This is a genomic window from Kitasatospora sp. NPDC051702 (assembly GCF_040681575.1).
GTDB lineage: Bacteria > Actinomycetota > Actinomycetes > Streptomycetales > Streptomycetaceae > Kitasatospora.
Genome location: NZ_JBFAZB010000017.1, coordinates 118,816 through 134,366, shown reverse-complemented (window position 1 = coordinate 134,366; position 15,551 = coordinate 118,816). Strand labels below are relative to the sequence as shown.

The 15,551-nt window shown below is 75.2% G+C and carries 11 protein-coding genes; 3 read left to right on the top strand and 8 right to left on the bottom strand.

What is annotated here, in order from left to right:
- Positions 1-279 precede the first annotated feature (279 nt).
- Positions 280-2,427, bottom strand: coding sequence for a restriction endonuclease (locus tag AB0N04_RS17235; protein ID WP_360220186.1), 2,148 nt, complete (start codon positions 2,425-2,427; stop codon positions 280-282).
- A 434-nt stretch (positions 2,428-2,861) separates the two neighbouring features.
- Between AB0N04_RS17235 and AB0N04_RS17230 the strand changes: the two genes are divergently transcribed.
- Both AB0N04_RS17230 and AB0N04_RS17225 read left to right on the top strand, forming a co-directional pair.
- Positions 2,862-5,069: an FUSC family protein gene (locus AB0N04_RS17230; RefSeq protein WP_360220189.1), complete on the top strand. Its 2,208-nt coding sequence runs from the start codon at positions 2,862-2,864 to the stop codon at positions 5,067-5,069.
- A 185-nt stretch (positions 5,070-5,254) separates the two neighbouring features.
- Positions 5,255-6,190 carry a DUF2797 domain-containing protein gene (locus AB0N04_RS17225; RefSeq protein ID WP_360220192.1) on the top strand — a complete coding sequence of 312 codons (936 nt, stop codon included), beginning with the start codon at positions 5,255-5,257 and terminating at the stop codon, positions 6,188-6,190.
- A gap of 66 nt (positions 6,191-6,256) precedes the next feature.
- Here the strand turns inward: AB0N04_RS17225 and AB0N04_RS17220 are convergent, their stop codons facing one another.
- The 4 genes from AB0N04_RS17220 to AB0N04_RS17205 all read right to left on the bottom strand — a co-directional run bounded on the left by AB0N04_RS17220 (position 6,257) and on the right by AB0N04_RS17205 (position 10,342).
- A complete protein-coding gene (locus AB0N04_RS17220; protein WP_360220195.1) occupies positions 6,257-6,559 on the bottom strand; it encodes a hypothetical protein in 303 nt (100 codons plus the stop codon).
- A 401-nt stretch (positions 6,560-6,960) separates the two neighbouring features.
- Positions 6,961-7,698: a succinate dehydrogenase/fumarate reductase iron-sulfur subunit gene (locus tag AB0N04_RS17215; protein ID WP_360220198.1), complete on the bottom strand. Its 738-nt coding sequence runs from the start codon at positions 7,696-7,698 to the stop codon at positions 6,961-6,963.
- On the bottom strand, positions 7,695-9,641 hold the full coding sequence (locus tag AB0N04_RS17210; RefSeq protein WP_360220201.1) for a fumarate reductase/succinate dehydrogenase flavoprotein subunit: 1,947 nt from the start codon (positions 9,639-9,641) through the stop codon (positions 7,695-7,697). Before AB0N04_RS17210 ends, AB0N04_RS17215 begins: the two co-directional genes overlap by 4 nt.
- Positions 9,638-10,342, bottom strand: a complete 705-nt coding sequence (locus AB0N04_RS17205) for a succinate dehydrogenase cytochrome b subunit (protein ID WP_360220204.1) — start codon at positions 10,340-10,342, stop codon at positions 9,638-9,640. Before AB0N04_RS17205 ends, AB0N04_RS17210 begins: the two co-directional genes overlap by 4 nt.
- 96 nt (positions 10,343-10,438) lie before the next feature.
- Here AB0N04_RS17205 and AB0N04_RS17200 point away from each other — a divergent pair, with 96 nt between their 5' ends.
- Complete coding sequence (locus AB0N04_RS17200) at positions 10,439-11,362, top strand: LysR substrate-binding domain-containing protein (RefSeq protein WP_360220207.1); 924 nt, start codon at positions 10,439-10,441, stop codon at positions 11,360-11,362.
- Positions 11,363-11,404: 42 nt separating this feature from the next.
- Here AB0N04_RS17200 and AB0N04_RS17195 read toward each other — a convergent pair whose 3' ends face one another.
- The 3 genes from AB0N04_RS17195 to gcl form a co-directional block, all read right to left on the bottom strand.
- Positions 11,405-12,619, bottom strand: a complete 1,215-nt coding sequence (locus tag AB0N04_RS17195) for a metallophosphoesterase (RefSeq protein ID WP_360220210.1) — start codon at positions 12,617-12,619, stop codon at positions 11,405-11,407.
- A gap of 145 nt (positions 12,620-12,764) precedes the next feature.
- A complete protein-coding gene (locus AB0N04_RS17190; protein ID WP_360220213.1) occupies positions 12,765-13,253 on the bottom strand; it encodes a glutathione peroxidase in 489 nt (162 codons plus the stop codon).
- A gap of 193 nt (positions 13,254-13,446) precedes the next feature.
- Positions 13,447-15,228: a glyoxylate carboligase gene (gene gcl / locus AB0N04_RS17185; protein ID WP_360220216.1), complete on the bottom strand. Its 1,782-nt coding sequence runs from the start codon at positions 15,226-15,228 to the stop codon at positions 13,447-13,449.
- Positions 15,229-15,551 lie beyond the last annotated feature (323 nt).

Sequence of the window (15,551 nt, the reverse complement as noted above, 5' to 3'; positions counted from 1 at the left end):
GTCGAGGGCGACGACGCGGGTCTCCCCCTCCCCGTAGACCTTGTTCAGGCCGGTGGCGCGGGCGGCCGCCCGGCCGGTGCGGACGGCGGTTGCGGGGAACGTCACGGGGGTGCTCCAGGGGCTGGGAACGGACTTTCGGATTCCGATCCATCCTCCCAAGCCGTTCGGGCCCGACGCGTATGCCCCGGGGAGGGTCGGCCCCCGCCGTCCCGGCGGCGCGGCGGGGGCCTTCTCCTCCTGAGGTATGACGCCGGTCCCTGAGGACCTTCGTCCCCCTCGCTACTCCACCGCGACCCCGAACGCGCCCGCCAGCCCGAGCAGCCCGTTCGCCACCGACCGGCCCGACGGGCTGAACGTCCAGCCGTCGCCCGACCGTTGGAACGAACCGACGAGCATCGCGCTGTCCGGCACGCCCCCGGTGCCGGCCGCCCACTGCGCCGGGCCGGCCGTGCCCGGGCCGTAGGTCGCCGCCATGGCGACCCCGTGCACGTAGCCCAGCGGCAGGGCCGGCGGCTCCTCCTCCTCGGTGGAGACGGCGACCACCACCTCGTCCACCGCCGGCGCCAGCCGCTCCAGGTCCACGGTCAGCCGGACGGCCCGGGCCGGCTCGCCCGGCACCGAGTGGGTGGGGTGCAGCCGCACCGCGCCGTCCGGGTCCTGCGGGTTGTTGAAGAACACGAAGTGCTCGTCGGTCAGCACCCGTCCGCGGGCGCACAGGAACGCGGTCACGTCCAGCTCCACCGCGTCCCCGCCGGCCGTCCGGCTCTGCCAGCTGACCGTCAGACTGCTGTGCCGCTCGGCCGGTTCGGCCGCCCGGGCCACCCCGTCGGCGGGAGCCCCGGCGCCCCCGCCGAGCCGGCCGCGCAGCCCCTGCTCCGCCAGCAGCTCGACCAGCTCGGGCCCGCTGACCAGGGTCAGCGGCTTGCCCTCGATGTAGCTGTACGAGCCGCGCCCGAACCCGGCGGTGGTCACCAGGATGCCCTTGTTCGCGCCGTGGTGACGGACCGTCGACTCCAGGTCGCGCACGGCCGTCGGCGGCACCGTCTTCCGGTAGCGCTTCGCCTGGATCACGATCTTGCCGCCGGTCACCGGGTCCAGGTCCTCGGCGACCACGTCCACGCCGACGTCGCCGCTGCGGGCCGTGGTCATCACCCGGAAGCCGCGCAGCCGGAACAGCTCCGCGATCAGCTCCTCGAAGTCGATCGGGTCCATCTCGAAGAGGTCCGGGTCGTCCTCGCCGCCGTGCCCGGCCAGGCTCCCGCCGACCGTCTCCGGCAGCCGGTCCGGCCGCACCTCGTCCAGCCGCTCCGGTCGCGCCGAGAGCTTGCCGCCCAGGCCCTGGAAGCACTCCACCGGTGCCACCCGGTCCAGCGCCAGCCCGGCGAAACCGGCCCGGGAGGCGGTCAGGGTGGACAGGAAGCGCTCGGCCTCCCGGCCCGTCGCCGGGTCGATGCCGCGGACGAAGCCGTTCAGCACCACCGAGTCCAGCATGCCGTCGCGGTCCGCCCGGAAGAGCTCCGCCGCCAGCCGCAGCGCGGACTGCGCCAGCACCTCCCGGTACAGCGCCTTGCGCTCCGTCGCCGGGCGGGCCACCTCCGCCTCGCGGTCGTCCGCCTTCACGTACCGCACCCGCGCGGCGGCCGGGACGACGTCCGCGCCGGGCAGCTCCCAGTTCACCACCAGCTGCCGGCTCGACGCCTCCCAGGCGGCCACCAGCCGGTGCGGGAAGCCCTCCGGCCAGGCCGCCGACGCGTACAGGCCGGCCGTGAAGTACTCCTGCACGGCCTCCGGATCGCCGGCGCGCAGCCGGCGCAGCAACTCCTCGGTGCGGGCGGCGCGTTCCTCGTCCTGGTGACGGAACTGCGCGGCCCAGGCGAGGTACTCCCGGTGGTACGCGGCCAACCGGTGCTGCCGGTCCGCCTCCTGCGCCTGCGCGGCGTACCAGTCCTGCTCGAACCGGGCCCGGGCCTGCGCCAGGTACTGCTCGTACTGGCGCTGCACGCCGGGGTTGCGGGCCTGCAGGTGGTCCGGCGGCGGCACGTAGTACGCCGGGGCGCCCTGGTCCGGCATCGGCACCGGGACGCCCAGCGGGCCGGGGTCGAACGGCGGCACCGCGCGCGGCGCCAGCAGCGCCTGCGGGCCGAACGCCGGCGCCGCCAGTCCGGCGGCCAGCAGGCCGCGCAACTCCTCGACCCGGGCGTCCAGTTCGGCGGTCCGCCGGGCCGCCTCCGCCTCCCGGGACTGCTGGTACGCGGCCTTCGCCTCCCGCTCGGTCCGGGCCGTCGCCCGCTGTGCCTCCCGCTGCTCGCGCTCCCGGCGGCGCTCCTCCGCCGCCTCGGCGCGCCAGCGGGCTTCCTCCCGGCGCTGCTGCTGCCGCTGCGCCTCCGCCCAGATCGCCAGCACCCCGTCGTTCCGCCGCCCCGCCACGTCCACCCCTCCTGTCCGCGTCGCCTCCCGGCGACGCCACCGACCGCGCCCGCCACAATAGAACGTGGACACCCTGCCCGGCCAAGCGCCCGCGACCTGCGGCGCCGCCCCCGTGCGGGGCCGCCGCCCGGGGGCGTGCCCCGGCCCGTGTCCTCGGGCGTCCGCCGGTCGCCAGAGGGGGGCCGCAGCCGTACGTCGCGGGGGCCGCTGCCGGTCGCGGCGGGGCCGGCCGCTTCGACGGGGCTCGGGTCTGCGGTCGGTGCCCGCGTCTGCGGTCGGTGCCTGCGCCTGCGGTCGGTGCCCGCGTTTGCGGCCCCGTCTCCGGTCGGCGCCCGCGGCGAGGGCGTCCTACCGTGGAGGAGTCCGATGCCCGCGCCCGGCGGCGGCACCCGCGCCGGGGCGGCCCGCCGCGCGGGAGCGAGGAGCGAGGAGCGATGCGCCGATCGTCAGGGCCGACGCCGCCGCCGCAGCAGCAGCCGCGCCGCGTCCGCCCCGACGCCTCGACGGTGCACCGCGCGGTGCGGGTCACGCTCGCCGCGTGCGCCGGCTTCTACACCTTCCGCTACGTCCTGGACCGCCCAGTGGCGGCCACCTACGCGCTGTTCGCGGCGATCGCGCTCGGCGTGCTGTCCCGGATCGAGGGCTCCGCCCGGGCCCGGGCCCGGACCGTCCTGCTGGCGCTGCCGTTCGCGGGCGCGCTCGTCTGCGTCGGCACCGCGCTCGCCGTGCACGCCTGGACGGCGGCGCTGGGCATGGTCGGCGTCGGCTTCGCGGTGGCCTTCGGCGCGGTCGGCGGGCCCCGGCTGGTGGGCCTGGCGAACGGCCTGCAGCTCTTCTACATCCTCCCCTGCTTCCCGCCGTACAGCCCCGACACCCTCCCGCAACGGCTGCTCGGCGTCGCCGCGGGCCTGCTGCTGCTCGCCGCGGCCGAGCTGCTGCTGTGGCCCGAGCCGGCCCCGCCGGACTACCGGGACCGGCTGTCGGGCGCGGCCACCGCGGTCGCCGACCTGGCCGATCTGGCGGCCCGCGCGACCGCCGACCGGGCCGCCCCCGCGGCGGCCGTCACCGCCGCCACCGACCGGGCCCGCGCCCGCCTGGACGAGCTGCGCTTCTCCCGGATCCCGCTGATGGAACGGCCCGCCTCGGCCGGCGCGGTCGACCGCGCCCTCACCCACTGCGCGACGGCGCTGCACTACACCGGCCCGCAGCTCGTCCGGATCCTCCGGCTGGCCCGCGCCGGCGGGCCCTACCCCGGCGCGGCCGACCTCACCGCGGCCACCGCCGCGACCCTGCGCGCGACGGCCGCCGGGGTGCGGCGGGGCGGCGCCGCCCCGGGGACCGCGCGGGTCGACGGGGCGCTCACCGCCTTCGACACCGAGCGCTCCGCGCACCGGGACGGCTCCGGACCCGACCCCGGCCCGCTCGCGCGGACGGCCCTCGGCACGGCCGCCCTGGACGCCGCCGAGGGCGCCCGGTTCGTCGCCCGCGCGACGAGGGTCAGCCGTCGAGCGCCGCTGCCGCCCGACGACACGCCCGCCGACCAGCGGCCCGGGCCGTTCTGGTACGCCTACGACCCCGCCCCGCTGCTCTGGTGGCGCCGCTTCCGGGCCAACCTGACCCCGCGCTCGGTCGCGTTCCGCAACGCGCTGCGCACCGCCGGGGCGCTCGGCGCGGCCCGGCTGCTGGCCGGCGGCCTCGACCTCTCGCACGGCTTCTGGGTGCTGCTGGCGACCCTCACCCTGATGCGCACCAGCGCGGCCGACACCCGGATGACGCTGCGCCCGGCGCTGGTCGGCACGGCCGGCGGCGCCGCCGTCACGGCCGCCCTGCTGCTCGGGACCGGGGAGCGCCCGCTGGTGTACGCGACCGCCCTGCCCCCGGTGATGCTGTTCGCCTTCACCGTCGGCCCGGTGCTCGGGCTGGCCTGGGCGCAGGGGCTGTTCACGGTGGTGGTCGCGCTGGTCTTCACCCAGCTGGCGCCCGCGAGCTGGCGGCTGGCGGAGGCCCGGCTGGTCAACGTGGCCGCCGGTGCGGCGATCGGCATCCTCGCCGGGTTCTGCGCCTGGCCGCGCGGCGGTGCCCAGGACCTCCGCCGGCGCACCGCCGGAATGCTCGACGACAGCGCCGGAGCCCTGCGGGAGACGGTCGCCGTCGTCACCGGCGCCGGGCCGGCCACGGGCGCGCTGCACCGGGCCCGCCGCTCGGCCCTGCTCACCGAGGCGATGTACGCCCAGTACCGCAGCGAGCGGCACGACCCGGCTGCGGACGGGCCCAACTGGCAGGCCGCCGTCCGCGCCGGACAGCACACCGTGCACGGGGCCGAGCCCCTGCTGGCCCGCATCCCGCCCGGGACGGCGGCCGCCGGCCCCGGCGGCGCGGCGGTGCTGGAGCGGCGGGCGGCGGAGGTCGCGGAGGTGTTCCGCCGGCAGGCCGCGGCGCTGCGGGCGCGCGAACCGGCCGGGGTCGTGCAGCCCGACCTCGCCAGGGCCCGGGCCGCCCTGGTGGGCGGGCTCGACGGGCCGGGCGGGCGGCCGGGCGGGCGGACGGACGGCGAGGTGTCGCCGCACACGGTGGACGTCGCGGTCTGGCTCGCGGGGCTGCTCGACGACCTGGAGCAGGTGCACGGCCCTCCGCCGGACTGAGCCCTGCCCCGTCCCGCCGCCCGGCCGTGCCCCCGCCCGCGGCCGGCCGGCCCGGGTCGGTCCGGGTCGGCTCGGGTCGGCTCGGGTCGGCCCTGGTCCCCGCCGGTTCCCCCGGGCCGGCCCGTGGTGTCGCCGGGTGCGGGTAGCCTCGCTGGGTCGGCAAGGACCAGAGGGAGGGGACGCCCGTGACGATCGCACCACAGCACCCGGAACGACCCGGCGGCTGGGTCTCCACGGGGCTGAGCTGGCAGGACGGGCGGGCCGTGCTGGGCGCCGTGCGCGGCGCGCAGGTGCACGAGCGGGCCGTCGTGCCGGGCGCGGAGGTGGGGTGGCTGCTCGGCGGCCCGCGCCGCTGCACCGGGGCCTGGCTGGCGGGGGCGACGGAGCGGACGCCCTGCCCGCACCACGCGGTGATCGATCCGGACGGGGCCGCGGTGCAGTGCCCGGCCTGCCAGAGCGTGGACCGCGGCCTGGCCCTCGCGCGGGACCAGATCCTCGACGACGGCCGCACCTACCTGCTCTACCTCGCCTGGTTCGGCGAGGGCCTGCTCAAGGTGGGCCTGACGGCCGAGCAGCGCGGCGACAGCCGGCTGCTCGAACAGGGCGCGCTGGCCTACGCGTTCACCGCCCGGGGGAGCCTTCCGTCGGTGCGCCGCGCCGAACTGACCATCGCCGCCTCGGGCCTGGCCCGGGAGCGGTTCAAGAGCCGGGTCAAGACGGCGCACTGGTGGTCGCACGGCGACGCGGCGCACCGCCGGACCGTCCTCACCGAGGCGCGCGCCCGGGCCCACCGGCTGCTGGACGGCCACGCCCTGGAACTGCCCGCCGACCGCCCGGTGACCGACCACGTGGAGCGCTTCGGCCTCACCGGCGGCGCCCCGGAGGCCTACCGGTACGTCCGAGGGCTGGCCGCCGGTGCGGTGGTCGCGGGGCGGCTCAGGCCGCCGGTCGGCCGGCACCTCTTCCTGGACCAGGCGGACGGCTCCTGTCCGCTGCTGCTGGACACCCGGCAGCTCACCGGCTGGGCGCTGACCCCGGTCACCGGCCGGGCGTCCGAGGGGCTGGGGCTGGAGGAGTGCGTCCGCCCGCCCGAGCCGGACACCCAGGAGGCGCTGTTCTGACGCCAGGGGCCCGCCCCGGGACGGTGCCACCGTCCCGGGGCGGGCAGTCGCCCTGCGGAAGGACTGCTACCCCAGCCGGCTGCGCACCCCGCCGGGCCCGGAACGCGCCCGGCGCGACAACGGCGGCCGGGACGGGCGGACGTCGCCGCGCCCGCCGGGCTCGGCCTCCGCCGCACGCCGGGCCAGGGCGGCCCGGGCCGCGGCCAGGGCGAGCCGGGCGAGCAGCGGGTCCTCCCGGATCCCGGCGTCCCGCTTGGCACCCTGGCAGGGCGTGCACCAGATCGGCGAGGCGGGCCCGTCCGGGTACGCCATCGCCTCGGGCGGCAGGTAGTGCCCACCGCACTCGACACACTCGAAGACCAATCTCATCCGACGATCACCGTCCCGGATCCGTGGCACCGACCGCATGGCGACCAGAAGGTGTGGATCCTCGGCACCATGCTTCCTTCCTCGTCCCGTTCGACCGTGGCTTCGGTCTTCTGGGTCCCCCCGGACCCGCCGCAACCGGAACAGGACTGAACCTCGGGCATATGCCGTCCCTCCGTAGCGGAGCACCACCGTAGCGCGATTTCCCGCACGACAGCACCGCTCCTGACGATCCACCACCCCTTCGGGGAGCGCGCGATCACCCCGCACGCCCCGGGACACGCCGCCGGCCCCGCGTCCGGGGACACGGGGCCGGCGGAGGGGCCGGGCGCGGGTGGGGCGGGGTCGGGCCGGTGACGGTCCGGGGCCCGGGTGGGGTCCGGGGTGGGGGCCGGGCGGGGCCGTCAACGGCGCGCGGCCCGCAGGAACTCGCGGTTCATCGCCGCGATGCTGGGGAGCGGGATGCCCTTGGGGCAGGCGGTGGCGCACTCGCCGGTGTTGGTGCAGCCGCCGAACCCCTCGGCGTCCATCGCCCCGACCATGTCCCGCACCCGCGAGGCGCGCTCCGGCGCGCCCTGGGGGAGCACGTTCAGGTGGACGACCTTGGCGGAGGTGAACAGCATCGCAGAACCGTTCGGGCAGGCGGCCACGCAGGCGCCGCAGCCGATGCACTCGGCGTGCTCGAAGGCGGTGTCGGCGACCTCCTTGGGGACGGGCGTGGCGTGCGCGTCGGGCGCGCTGCCGGTGGGGGCGGTGATGTAGCCGCCGGCGCCGATGATCCGGTCGAACGCGGAGCGGTCCACGACCAGGTCCTTGACCACCGGGAAGGCCGCGGCCCGCCAGGGCTCGACGTCGACGGTGTCGCCGTCCCGGAAGTGCCGCATGTGCAGCTGGCAGGTGGTTGTGCGCTCCGGGCCGTGGGCCTGCCCGTTGATGACCATGCCGCAGGCGCCGCAGATGCCCTCGCGGCAGTCGTGGTCGAAGGCGACGGGCTCGTCGCCGCGCAGGATCAGCTCCTCGTTGAGGGTGTCGAGCATCTCCAGGAAGGACATGTCCGGGCTGATCCCGCCGACCTGGTAGGTGGTCATCGAGCCGGGTGCGTCCGGGCCCGCCTGGCGCCAGATGCGCAGGGTGAGGTTCATGCGTAGCTCCGCTGGGTGGGGTGGACGTACTCGAACTCGAGGGCCTCGCGGTGGAGCACGGGCGCGCTCCCGGTACCGGTGAACTCCCAGGCCGCGGCGTAGGAGTAGGCCTCGTCGCGGCGGGCGGCCTCGCCGTCGGGGGTCTGGCTCTCGGTGCGGAAGTGGCCGCCGCAGGACTCCGCGCGGTGCAGGGCGTCCAGGCACATGAGTTCGGCGAGCTCGAAGTAGTCGACGAGCCGGTTGGCCTTCTCCAGCGACTGGTTGAGCTCCAGGCCGGTGCCGGGCACCTTGATCCGGCGCCAGAACTCCTCGCGAAGCTCCGGGATCCGGGTCAGCGCGCGGCGCAGCCCGGCCTCGTCGCGGGCCATGCCGCACTCGTCCCAGAGCAGTTCGCCCAGCTCGCGGTGGAAGGAGTCCGGGGTCCGGTCACCGTCCACCGCGAGGATGAGGTTGAGCCGGTCCTCGACCTCGGCCTCGACCTCGGCGACCGCGGGGTGGTCGGCGGGGACGGCGGGCAGCGGGTGGCGGGCCAGGTAGTCGTTGAGGGTGGGCGGGAGGACGAAGTAGCCGTCCGCGAGGCCCTGCATGAGGGCGCTGGCGCCGAGCCGGTTGGCGCCGTGGTCGGAGAAGTTGGCCTCGCCGATCGCGAACAGGCCGGGCACGGTGGTCTGCAGGTCGTAGTCGACCCACAGTCCGCCCATCGTGTAGTGGATCGCGGGGTAGATCCGCATCGGCACCCGGTACGGGTCCTCCGCGGTGATCCGCTCGTACATCTCGAAGAGGTTGCCGTACCTGGCGGCGACGGCGTCGCGGCCCATCCGGCGGATGGCGTCGGCGAAGTCCAGGTAGACGCCCTGCCCGCCGGGCCCGACGCCGCGGCCCTCGTCGCAGACGTTCTTGGCGGCCCGGGAGGCGATGTCGCGCGGCACCAGGTTGCCGAAGGCCGGGTAGATCCGCTCCAGGTAGTAGTCGCGCTCCTCCTCCGGGATCTGCGCGGGCGGCCGGGTGTCGCCCTTCGCCCTGGGCACCCAGATCCGGCCGTCGTTGCGCAGCGACTCGCTCATCAGGGTGAGCTTGGACTGGTGGTCGCCGGAGCGCGGGATGCAGGTGGGGTGGATCTGGGTGAAGCACGGGTTGGCGAACAGCGCGCCGCGCCGGTGCGCCCGCCACACGGCGGTGGCGTTGGAGTTCTTGGCGTTGGTGGAGAGGTAGAAGACGTTTCCGTAGCCGCCGCTGGCCAGCACCACGGCGTCGGCGGTGTGGGTGCTGATCCGCCCGGTGACGAGGTCGCGGGCGACGATGCCGCGGGCCCGGCCGTCGACCACGAGCAGGTCGAGCATCTCGGTGCGCGGGTGGATCTCCACGTTCCCCGCGGCGATCTGCCGGGACAGCGCCTGGTAGGCGCCGAGCAGCAGTTGCTGGCCGGTCTGGCCGCGGGCGTAGAAGGTGCGGGAGACCTGCACGCCGCCGAAGGAACGGGTGTCGAGCAGTCCGCCGTACTCGCGGGCGAAGGGGACGCCCTGGGCCACGCACTGGTCGATGATCTCCACCGACACCTGGGCGAGCCGGTGCACGTTGGACTCGCGGGCGCGGAAGTCGCCGCCCTTGACGGTGTCGTAGAACAGCCGGCGGACGGAGTCGCCGTCGTTGCGGTAGTTCTTGGCCGCGTTGATGCCGCCCTGGGCGGCGATCGAGTGGGCCCGTCGCGGGGAGTCCTGGAAGCAGAACTGGACGACGTGGTAGCCCTGTTCGGCGAGGGTGGCGCCGGCCGCGCCGCCCGCAAGCCCGGTGCCGACGACGATCACGGTGTGCTTGCGCCGGTTGGCCGGGTTGACCAGCCTGGCGTCGAAGCGCCGCTGGTCCCAGCGCTGTTCGATCGGCCCGCCGGGGGCCCTGGTGTCGGCGATCGGCTCGCCGACGGTGTAGTCGCTGTAGGTGCTCAACTCACCACTCCGGTCATCACGGCCACGGGGACGGACAGGAAGCCGGCGGTCAGCACGAGCGCCAGGCCGTTGGCGGTCAGCTTCAGCGCGCGGTCGCGCCGGGCGTTGTTGGCGCCGAGGGTCTGCGCGGCGCTCCAGAAGCCGTGCCGGACGTGCAGGCCGACGGCCAGCATCGCGACGACGTAGATCGGGCCGCCGTACCAGGTGCCGAAGGAGGCCACGATGTTCTGGTACGGGTGGCCGTGCTCGGCGGCCGGGTTCACGGTGAGCGTGGTCAGGTCGAGGATGTGCCAGACGATGAACAACGCCAGGATCACCCCGCCCCAGCGCATCGTGCGGGTCGCGTAGCTCGTCCGGTGGCGCCGGTGCACGTACCGGTTCGGCCGGGCGGCGAGGTCGCGCCGGCTCAGCTGGTACGCGGACACGCCGTGCAGCACGACGGCCGCGAGCAGGCCGGTCCGGGCGATCCAGAGGAACCACTCGTGGCCGAGGAAGGGCTGGCCGATGGTGCGCAGCCAGGCGGCGTAGCCGTTGATGTCGTCGGGGCCGAAGAAGACCTTGAGGTTGCCCAGCATGTGCGCGACCAGGTACAGCAGCATGACCAGTCCGCTGACGGCCATGACCGCCTTCTTGCCGACGGTCGACCGCCACAGGGTCGCCAGGGTGGACGGACGCCGGCCCGTCCGAGTCGCGGTTGTCATGGCAGCAACGGTAGGGACGGCCACAAGGGTGCGTCCAAGACATGATGCGGCTCGCGACGATAGCCGGTGCCTATCGTCGCGTTCTATCCTGGCCGGGTGCAGCTGCAGCAACTCCGCTACTTCCTGGCCGTCGCCGAGACCCGCCACTTCACCCGCGCGGCGGAGGCGGAGCACGTCGCCCAGCCGTCGCTGTCCCAGCAGATCCGCTCCCTGGAGCGGGAGTTGGGCGCCGAGCTGTTCCACCGCACCCGCGGCAACATCGCGCTGACCGACGCCGGGGACGCCCTGCTGCCGCTGGCCCGGCGCATCCTCGCGGACACCGAGAGCGCCCGCCTCGCCGTCCAGGAGACGGTGCAGCTGCGCCGCGGCCGGGTCCGGCTGGGGGCGCCGCCGAGCCTGTGCACCAGCCTGGTGCCGGACGTGCTGCGGGTCTTCCGGGACCGCTACCCGGGGGTGGCCCTGGTGGTCCGCGAGGGCGGCTCGCGCGACCTGGTGCGCTCGCTGGCGGCGGGGGAGCTGGACCTCGCGCTGATCATCACCCCGCCGAGCGGGCAGGAGGAACCCGCCCTGGCCGTCACCGAACTGCTGCACGAGGAACTGGTGCTGGTCTCGGCCGAGCCGCGCCCCCGCCGCAAGGTCCGGGTGACGGAGCTCAGGGGGCGGCCGCTGGTGATGTTCCGGGAGGGCTACGACCTGCGGGAGACGACCCTGGCGGCCTGCCGGGCGGCCGGCTTCGAACCGGAGTTCGCGGTCGAGGGCGGCGAGATGGACGCCGTGCTGGGCTTCGTCCGCGCCGGGCTCGGGCCGGCCGTGCTGCCGGGCATGGTCGCGGCCCGTTCCGGCCTGGCGGTCACCCCGTTCGCCGGCCCCGGCCTGGGCCGCACCATCGCCGTCGCCCACGGCCACGAGGTGCCCCCCACCCGCGCCGCCGCCGCCCTGCGCGCCACCCTCCTCGCCCACCTGCACACCGCCGCGGGCAGCGGCGAACTCCCCCCGGGCACCACGCTGTTGCTGCCGTGACCCCTCCGGACGCGGCGCGGGCCCGGGGCGTCACGCGGTGCGTCATCCGGTGGTCGCGCGCAGGGTGAGCAGGGTGATCTCGCTCGGGGCGAAGACCCGGAAGGGCGGCCCCCAGAAGCCGGTGCCCCGGCTGGTGTACAGCTGGGTCCGCTCGCCGTGCCGGCTCAGACCGTGCACCACCGGCTGGTCGATCCGGACGAGGAGGTTGAACGGCCAGATCTGGCCGCCGTGGGTGTGTCCGGAGACCTGCAGGTCGATCCCGGCTGCGGCGGCCTGCGGGACGTACTTGGGCTGATGGGCGACGAGCAGGACCGGCTGGTCCGGGTCCGCCCCCGCCAGCGCTCCGAGCAGGTTCGCACGGTGCCCGGCCAGGCCGGAGGACGCCGCCGTCACGTCGTCGACGCCCGCGAGCACGAGGGCGTCCCCGCCCCGCTCCACCACGACGTGACGGTTGTGCAGCGGCTCCCAGCCGAGGTCCGCCATGCGGTCCAGCCAGCCCTGGGCCTCGCTGCCGTACTCGTGGTTCCCCGTGACGTAGGCCTTGGCCAGCCGGGCCCGGACCGCCCCCAGCGGCGCGGACTGCTCCCAGCGCCGGGCGGGCGTGCCGTCGGCGATGTCGCCGGCGTGGACCACGACGTCCGCGTCGAGACCGTTGACCACCTCGGTGACCCGCGCCGACCAGTGCGCGCGGTCGATCGGCCCGTAGTGCGTGTCGGCCAGCACCACGACCCGGGTCCCGTCCAGGCCGGCGCCGAGCCGGGGGAGGTGGACGTCCAGCCGCCGCACCCGGGGCACGCGCATCGCCTCGTGGTGCCCCCAGCCGAGCAGCCCCGCCGAGACCACCGCCACCGCCACGGCCACGGCCCTGGACCGGTCGGCGCCGCCGACGTCGAGCCCGCCCAGCACGAGGTCCGCCAGAGCGCCCAGCACCGACCAGGTGAACAGCACCCAGACCACCCCGAGGCTGGTGTCGGCGACCCGCGCCGCCCGGTCGGACTGCCGCGCCCCGTGCCCCGCGATCATCAGGAAGGGGAAGGAGAGCATCCAGGCGGCGAGGACGGCCGTGCCGCCCAGGACCACCGGCAACGGCCAGCCGGCGCCGGCGAACACCGTCCACCACGGCGGAAGGCACAGCACCACGAGCACCAGCACGAGGACGCCCAGCCGCCTGACCGCGGACCGCCGCCTCCGCCGCCCGCCCGGGGCCGCCACGCCCGCGTCCGCCGCGCCCGACTCCGTCGATTCCCCGACCGCCACCACGACCACCTCACGTCCGCCGCCCCGTCCTGCCCCCCCATCATCCGCCAGCCCCCGCCCCCGCCCCCGCCCGGGTCCCGACCGGTGGGCGGGCGGAGACGCCGAAGGCCCGGGGCGGGGCCCCGGGCCTTCGGCGGGTGGGTGATCAGGCGGGGAGGACGGCCTCGATGGCGGCGATGACCTCGTCCGCCTCGGGCTCGGTGCGCGGGCGGATGCGGGCCGCGACGGTGCCGTCCGGGGCGACGAGGAACTTCTCGAAGTTCCAGGTGACGTCCCCGGCCTGGCCCTCGGCGTCGGCGTGCTGCGTCAGCTGCGCGTACAGCGGGTGGCGGTCGTCACCGTTGACGTCGGTCTTCTCGAACAGCGGGAAGGACACGCCGTAGGTGGTGGAGCAGAAGGTCTGGATCTCCTCGGCGCTGCCCGGCTCCTGCCCGGCGAACTGGTTGGAGGGGAAGCCCAGCACGGTGAACCCGCGCCCGGCGTAGCGCTCCTGGAGCCGCTCCAGGCCCGCGTACTGCGGGGTCAGGCCGCACTTGGAGGCGACGTTGACGATCAGCAGCGCCTTGCCCTTGTGGTCGGCAAGGGAGGCGGCCTCGCCGGCGAGGGTGCGCAGCGGGATGTCGTACAGGCTCACGGTGGTGGTCCTTTCGGCAGGTCGGGATGGCGGGTGGCTCCCGTGGTCACGGTAGCCGCCCCGGCCGGGTCAACCGTGCCGGGCCCGCCGGTGTTCCGCGCGGGCGGGGTGGACCGGGCGCGCCGCTGCCCGGGGTGCGGGGCGGCGAGCCGGACGGGCCCGGGGGGAGGGACCCGGGCCCGTCCGGTGCCGGTCAGAGCGCCAGCGGCCGGATGGCGGTCGGCGCGTGCTCGGGAAGGGTGGCGAGCTCCTCGAACTCGTTCACCTTGTCGATGTCGTTGCCGCTCATCGAGATGTTGGTGACCCGCTCCAGGATCGCCTCGACGACGACCGGGACGCGGAACTCGGCGGCCAGCTTCTTGGCCTCCTCGAAGGCGGGCAGCAGGCCCTCCGGCTCGGTGACCCGGATCGCCTTGCAGCCCAGGCCCTCGGCGACCTTGACGTGGTCCACGCCGTAGACGCCCAGCTCCGGCGCGTTGATGTTCTCGAACTCCAGCTTGACCTGGAAGTCGATGTCGAAGTTGCGCTGCGCCTGGCGGATCAGGCCCAGGTACGAGTTGTTCACCAGCACGTGGACGTACGGGATGCGGTGCTGGGCGCCGACCGCCAGCTCCTCGATCATGAACTGGAAGTCGTAGTCGCCGGAGAGCGCGACGATCTGGCCCTCGGGGTCGGCGGTGGCGACGCCCAGCGCCGCCGGGATGGTCCAGCCCAGCGGGCCGGCCTGGCCGCAGTTGATCCAGTGCCGCGGCTTGTAGACGTGCAGCATCTGCGCGCCGGCGATCTGGGAGAGGCCGATGGTGGTGACGTAGCGGGTCTCCGGGCCGAAGGCCTTGTTCATCTCCTCGTAGACGCGCTGCGGCTTGAGCGGCACGTTGTCGAAGTGGGTGCGGCGCTGCAGCTGCGCCTTGCGGGCCTGGGTGGCGGCGGCCCACTCGCCGCGGTCCTTGAGCTGCCCGGCGGCCTTGAGCTCCTTGGCGACCTCGACGAAGAGCTCCAGGGCGGCCTTCGCGTCGGAGGCGATGCCGAGGTCGGGGGCGAAGATCTTGCCGATCTGGGTGGGCTCGACGTCGACGTGGACGAACGTGCGGCCCGCCGTGTAGACGTCCAGACCGCCGGTGTGGCGGTTGGCCCAGCGGTTGCCGATGCCGAGGACGAAGTCCGAGGCGAGGAAGTTCTCGTTGCCGTAGCGGTGCGAGGTCTGCAGGCCGACCATGCCGGCGTTCAGCTCGTGGTCGTCGGGGACGATGCCCCAGCCCATCAGGGTGGGGACGACCGGGACGCCGGTGAGCTCGGCGAACTCGCGGAGCAGTTCGGAGGCGTCGGCGTTGATGACGCCGCCGCCGGCCACGATCAGGGGGCGCTCGGACTCCTGGAGCAGCGCGAGGGCCTTCTCGATCTGGATCCGGTTGGCGGTCGGCTTGTAGACCGGGAGCGGCTGATAGGCCTCGGGGTCGAAGTCGATCTCGGTCAGCTGGACGTCGATCGGCAGGTCGATCAGGACCGGGCCCGGACGGCCGGAGCGCATCAGGTGGAACGCCTGCTGGACCACGCCGGGGACCTGCGCGGCCTCCAGGACGGTGGTGGCCGCCTTGGTGACGGGCTTGGCGATCGAGGCGATGTCGACGGCCTGGAAGTCCTCCTTGTGGAGGCGGGCGACGGGGGCCTGGCCGGTGATGCACAGGATCGGGATCGAGTCGGCGATGGCCGAGTACAGGCCGGTGATCATGTCGGTGCCGGCCGGGCCCGAGGTGCCGATGCAGACACCGATGTTGCCGGCCTTGGCGCGGGTGTAGCCCTCGGCCATGTGGGAGGCGCCCTCGACGTGCCGGGCGAGCGTGTGCCTGATCCCGCCGGAGGCCTTGAGGGCGGCGTAGAACGGGTTGATGGCTGCGCCCGGCACGCCGAACGCGACCTCAACGCCTTCGAGCTTGAGGATCTCCACCGCCGCGCGGGCGGCTGTCATACGAGGCATCGGGTTTCTCCTGCGTCGGCCGGCAGTGGGTCGGAGGGCTCATCTCCAGAATTCCACCATACGGAAGAACGGTTTCTGTATGTGGAAACACGGTACGGCGGGCCCTGTCGGGGCGTCAAGGGGAGTTTCAACAGAATGTGGAAGCGGGCCGCCGGCGGTGAAACCGCAGGTCGGTGCGGGCGTCCGGGTGTCCGGCCAGGCTGTCACGGCGGGTCCGGCCGGACCATCGCCGCTTCCTCCAGCACTCGACGGCCTCCGGGGCGACCGAGTCGTCGATTGCTGCAAACCGTGCCGCACCGGCCTGGTTCGTACACGCGGCCGCG

What these genes read in the sequence shown, in the direction of transcription:
- AB0N04_RS17230 (WP_360220189.1), top strand. Translation starts at nt 2,862, where the DNA reads ATGCGCCGATCGTCAGGGCCGACGCCGCCGCCGCAGCAGCAGCCGCGC.
- AB0N04_RS17215 (WP_360220198.1), bottom strand. Translation starts at nt 7,698, where the DNA reads ATGAACCTCACCCTGCGCATCTGGCGCCAGGCGGGCCCGGACGCACCC.
- AB0N04_RS17205 (WP_360220204.1), bottom strand. Translation starts at nt 10,342, where the DNA reads ATGACAACCGCGACTCGGACGGGCCGGCGTCCGTCCACCCTGGCGACC.
- AB0N04_RS17220 (WP_360220195.1), bottom strand. Translation starts at nt 6,559, where the DNA reads ATGAGATTGGTCTTCGAGTGTGTCGAGTGCGGTGGGCACTACCTGCCG.
- gcl (WP_360220216.1), bottom strand. Translation starts at nt 15,228, where the DNA reads ATGCCTCGTATGACAGCCGCCCGCGCGGCGGTGGAGATCCTCAAGCTC.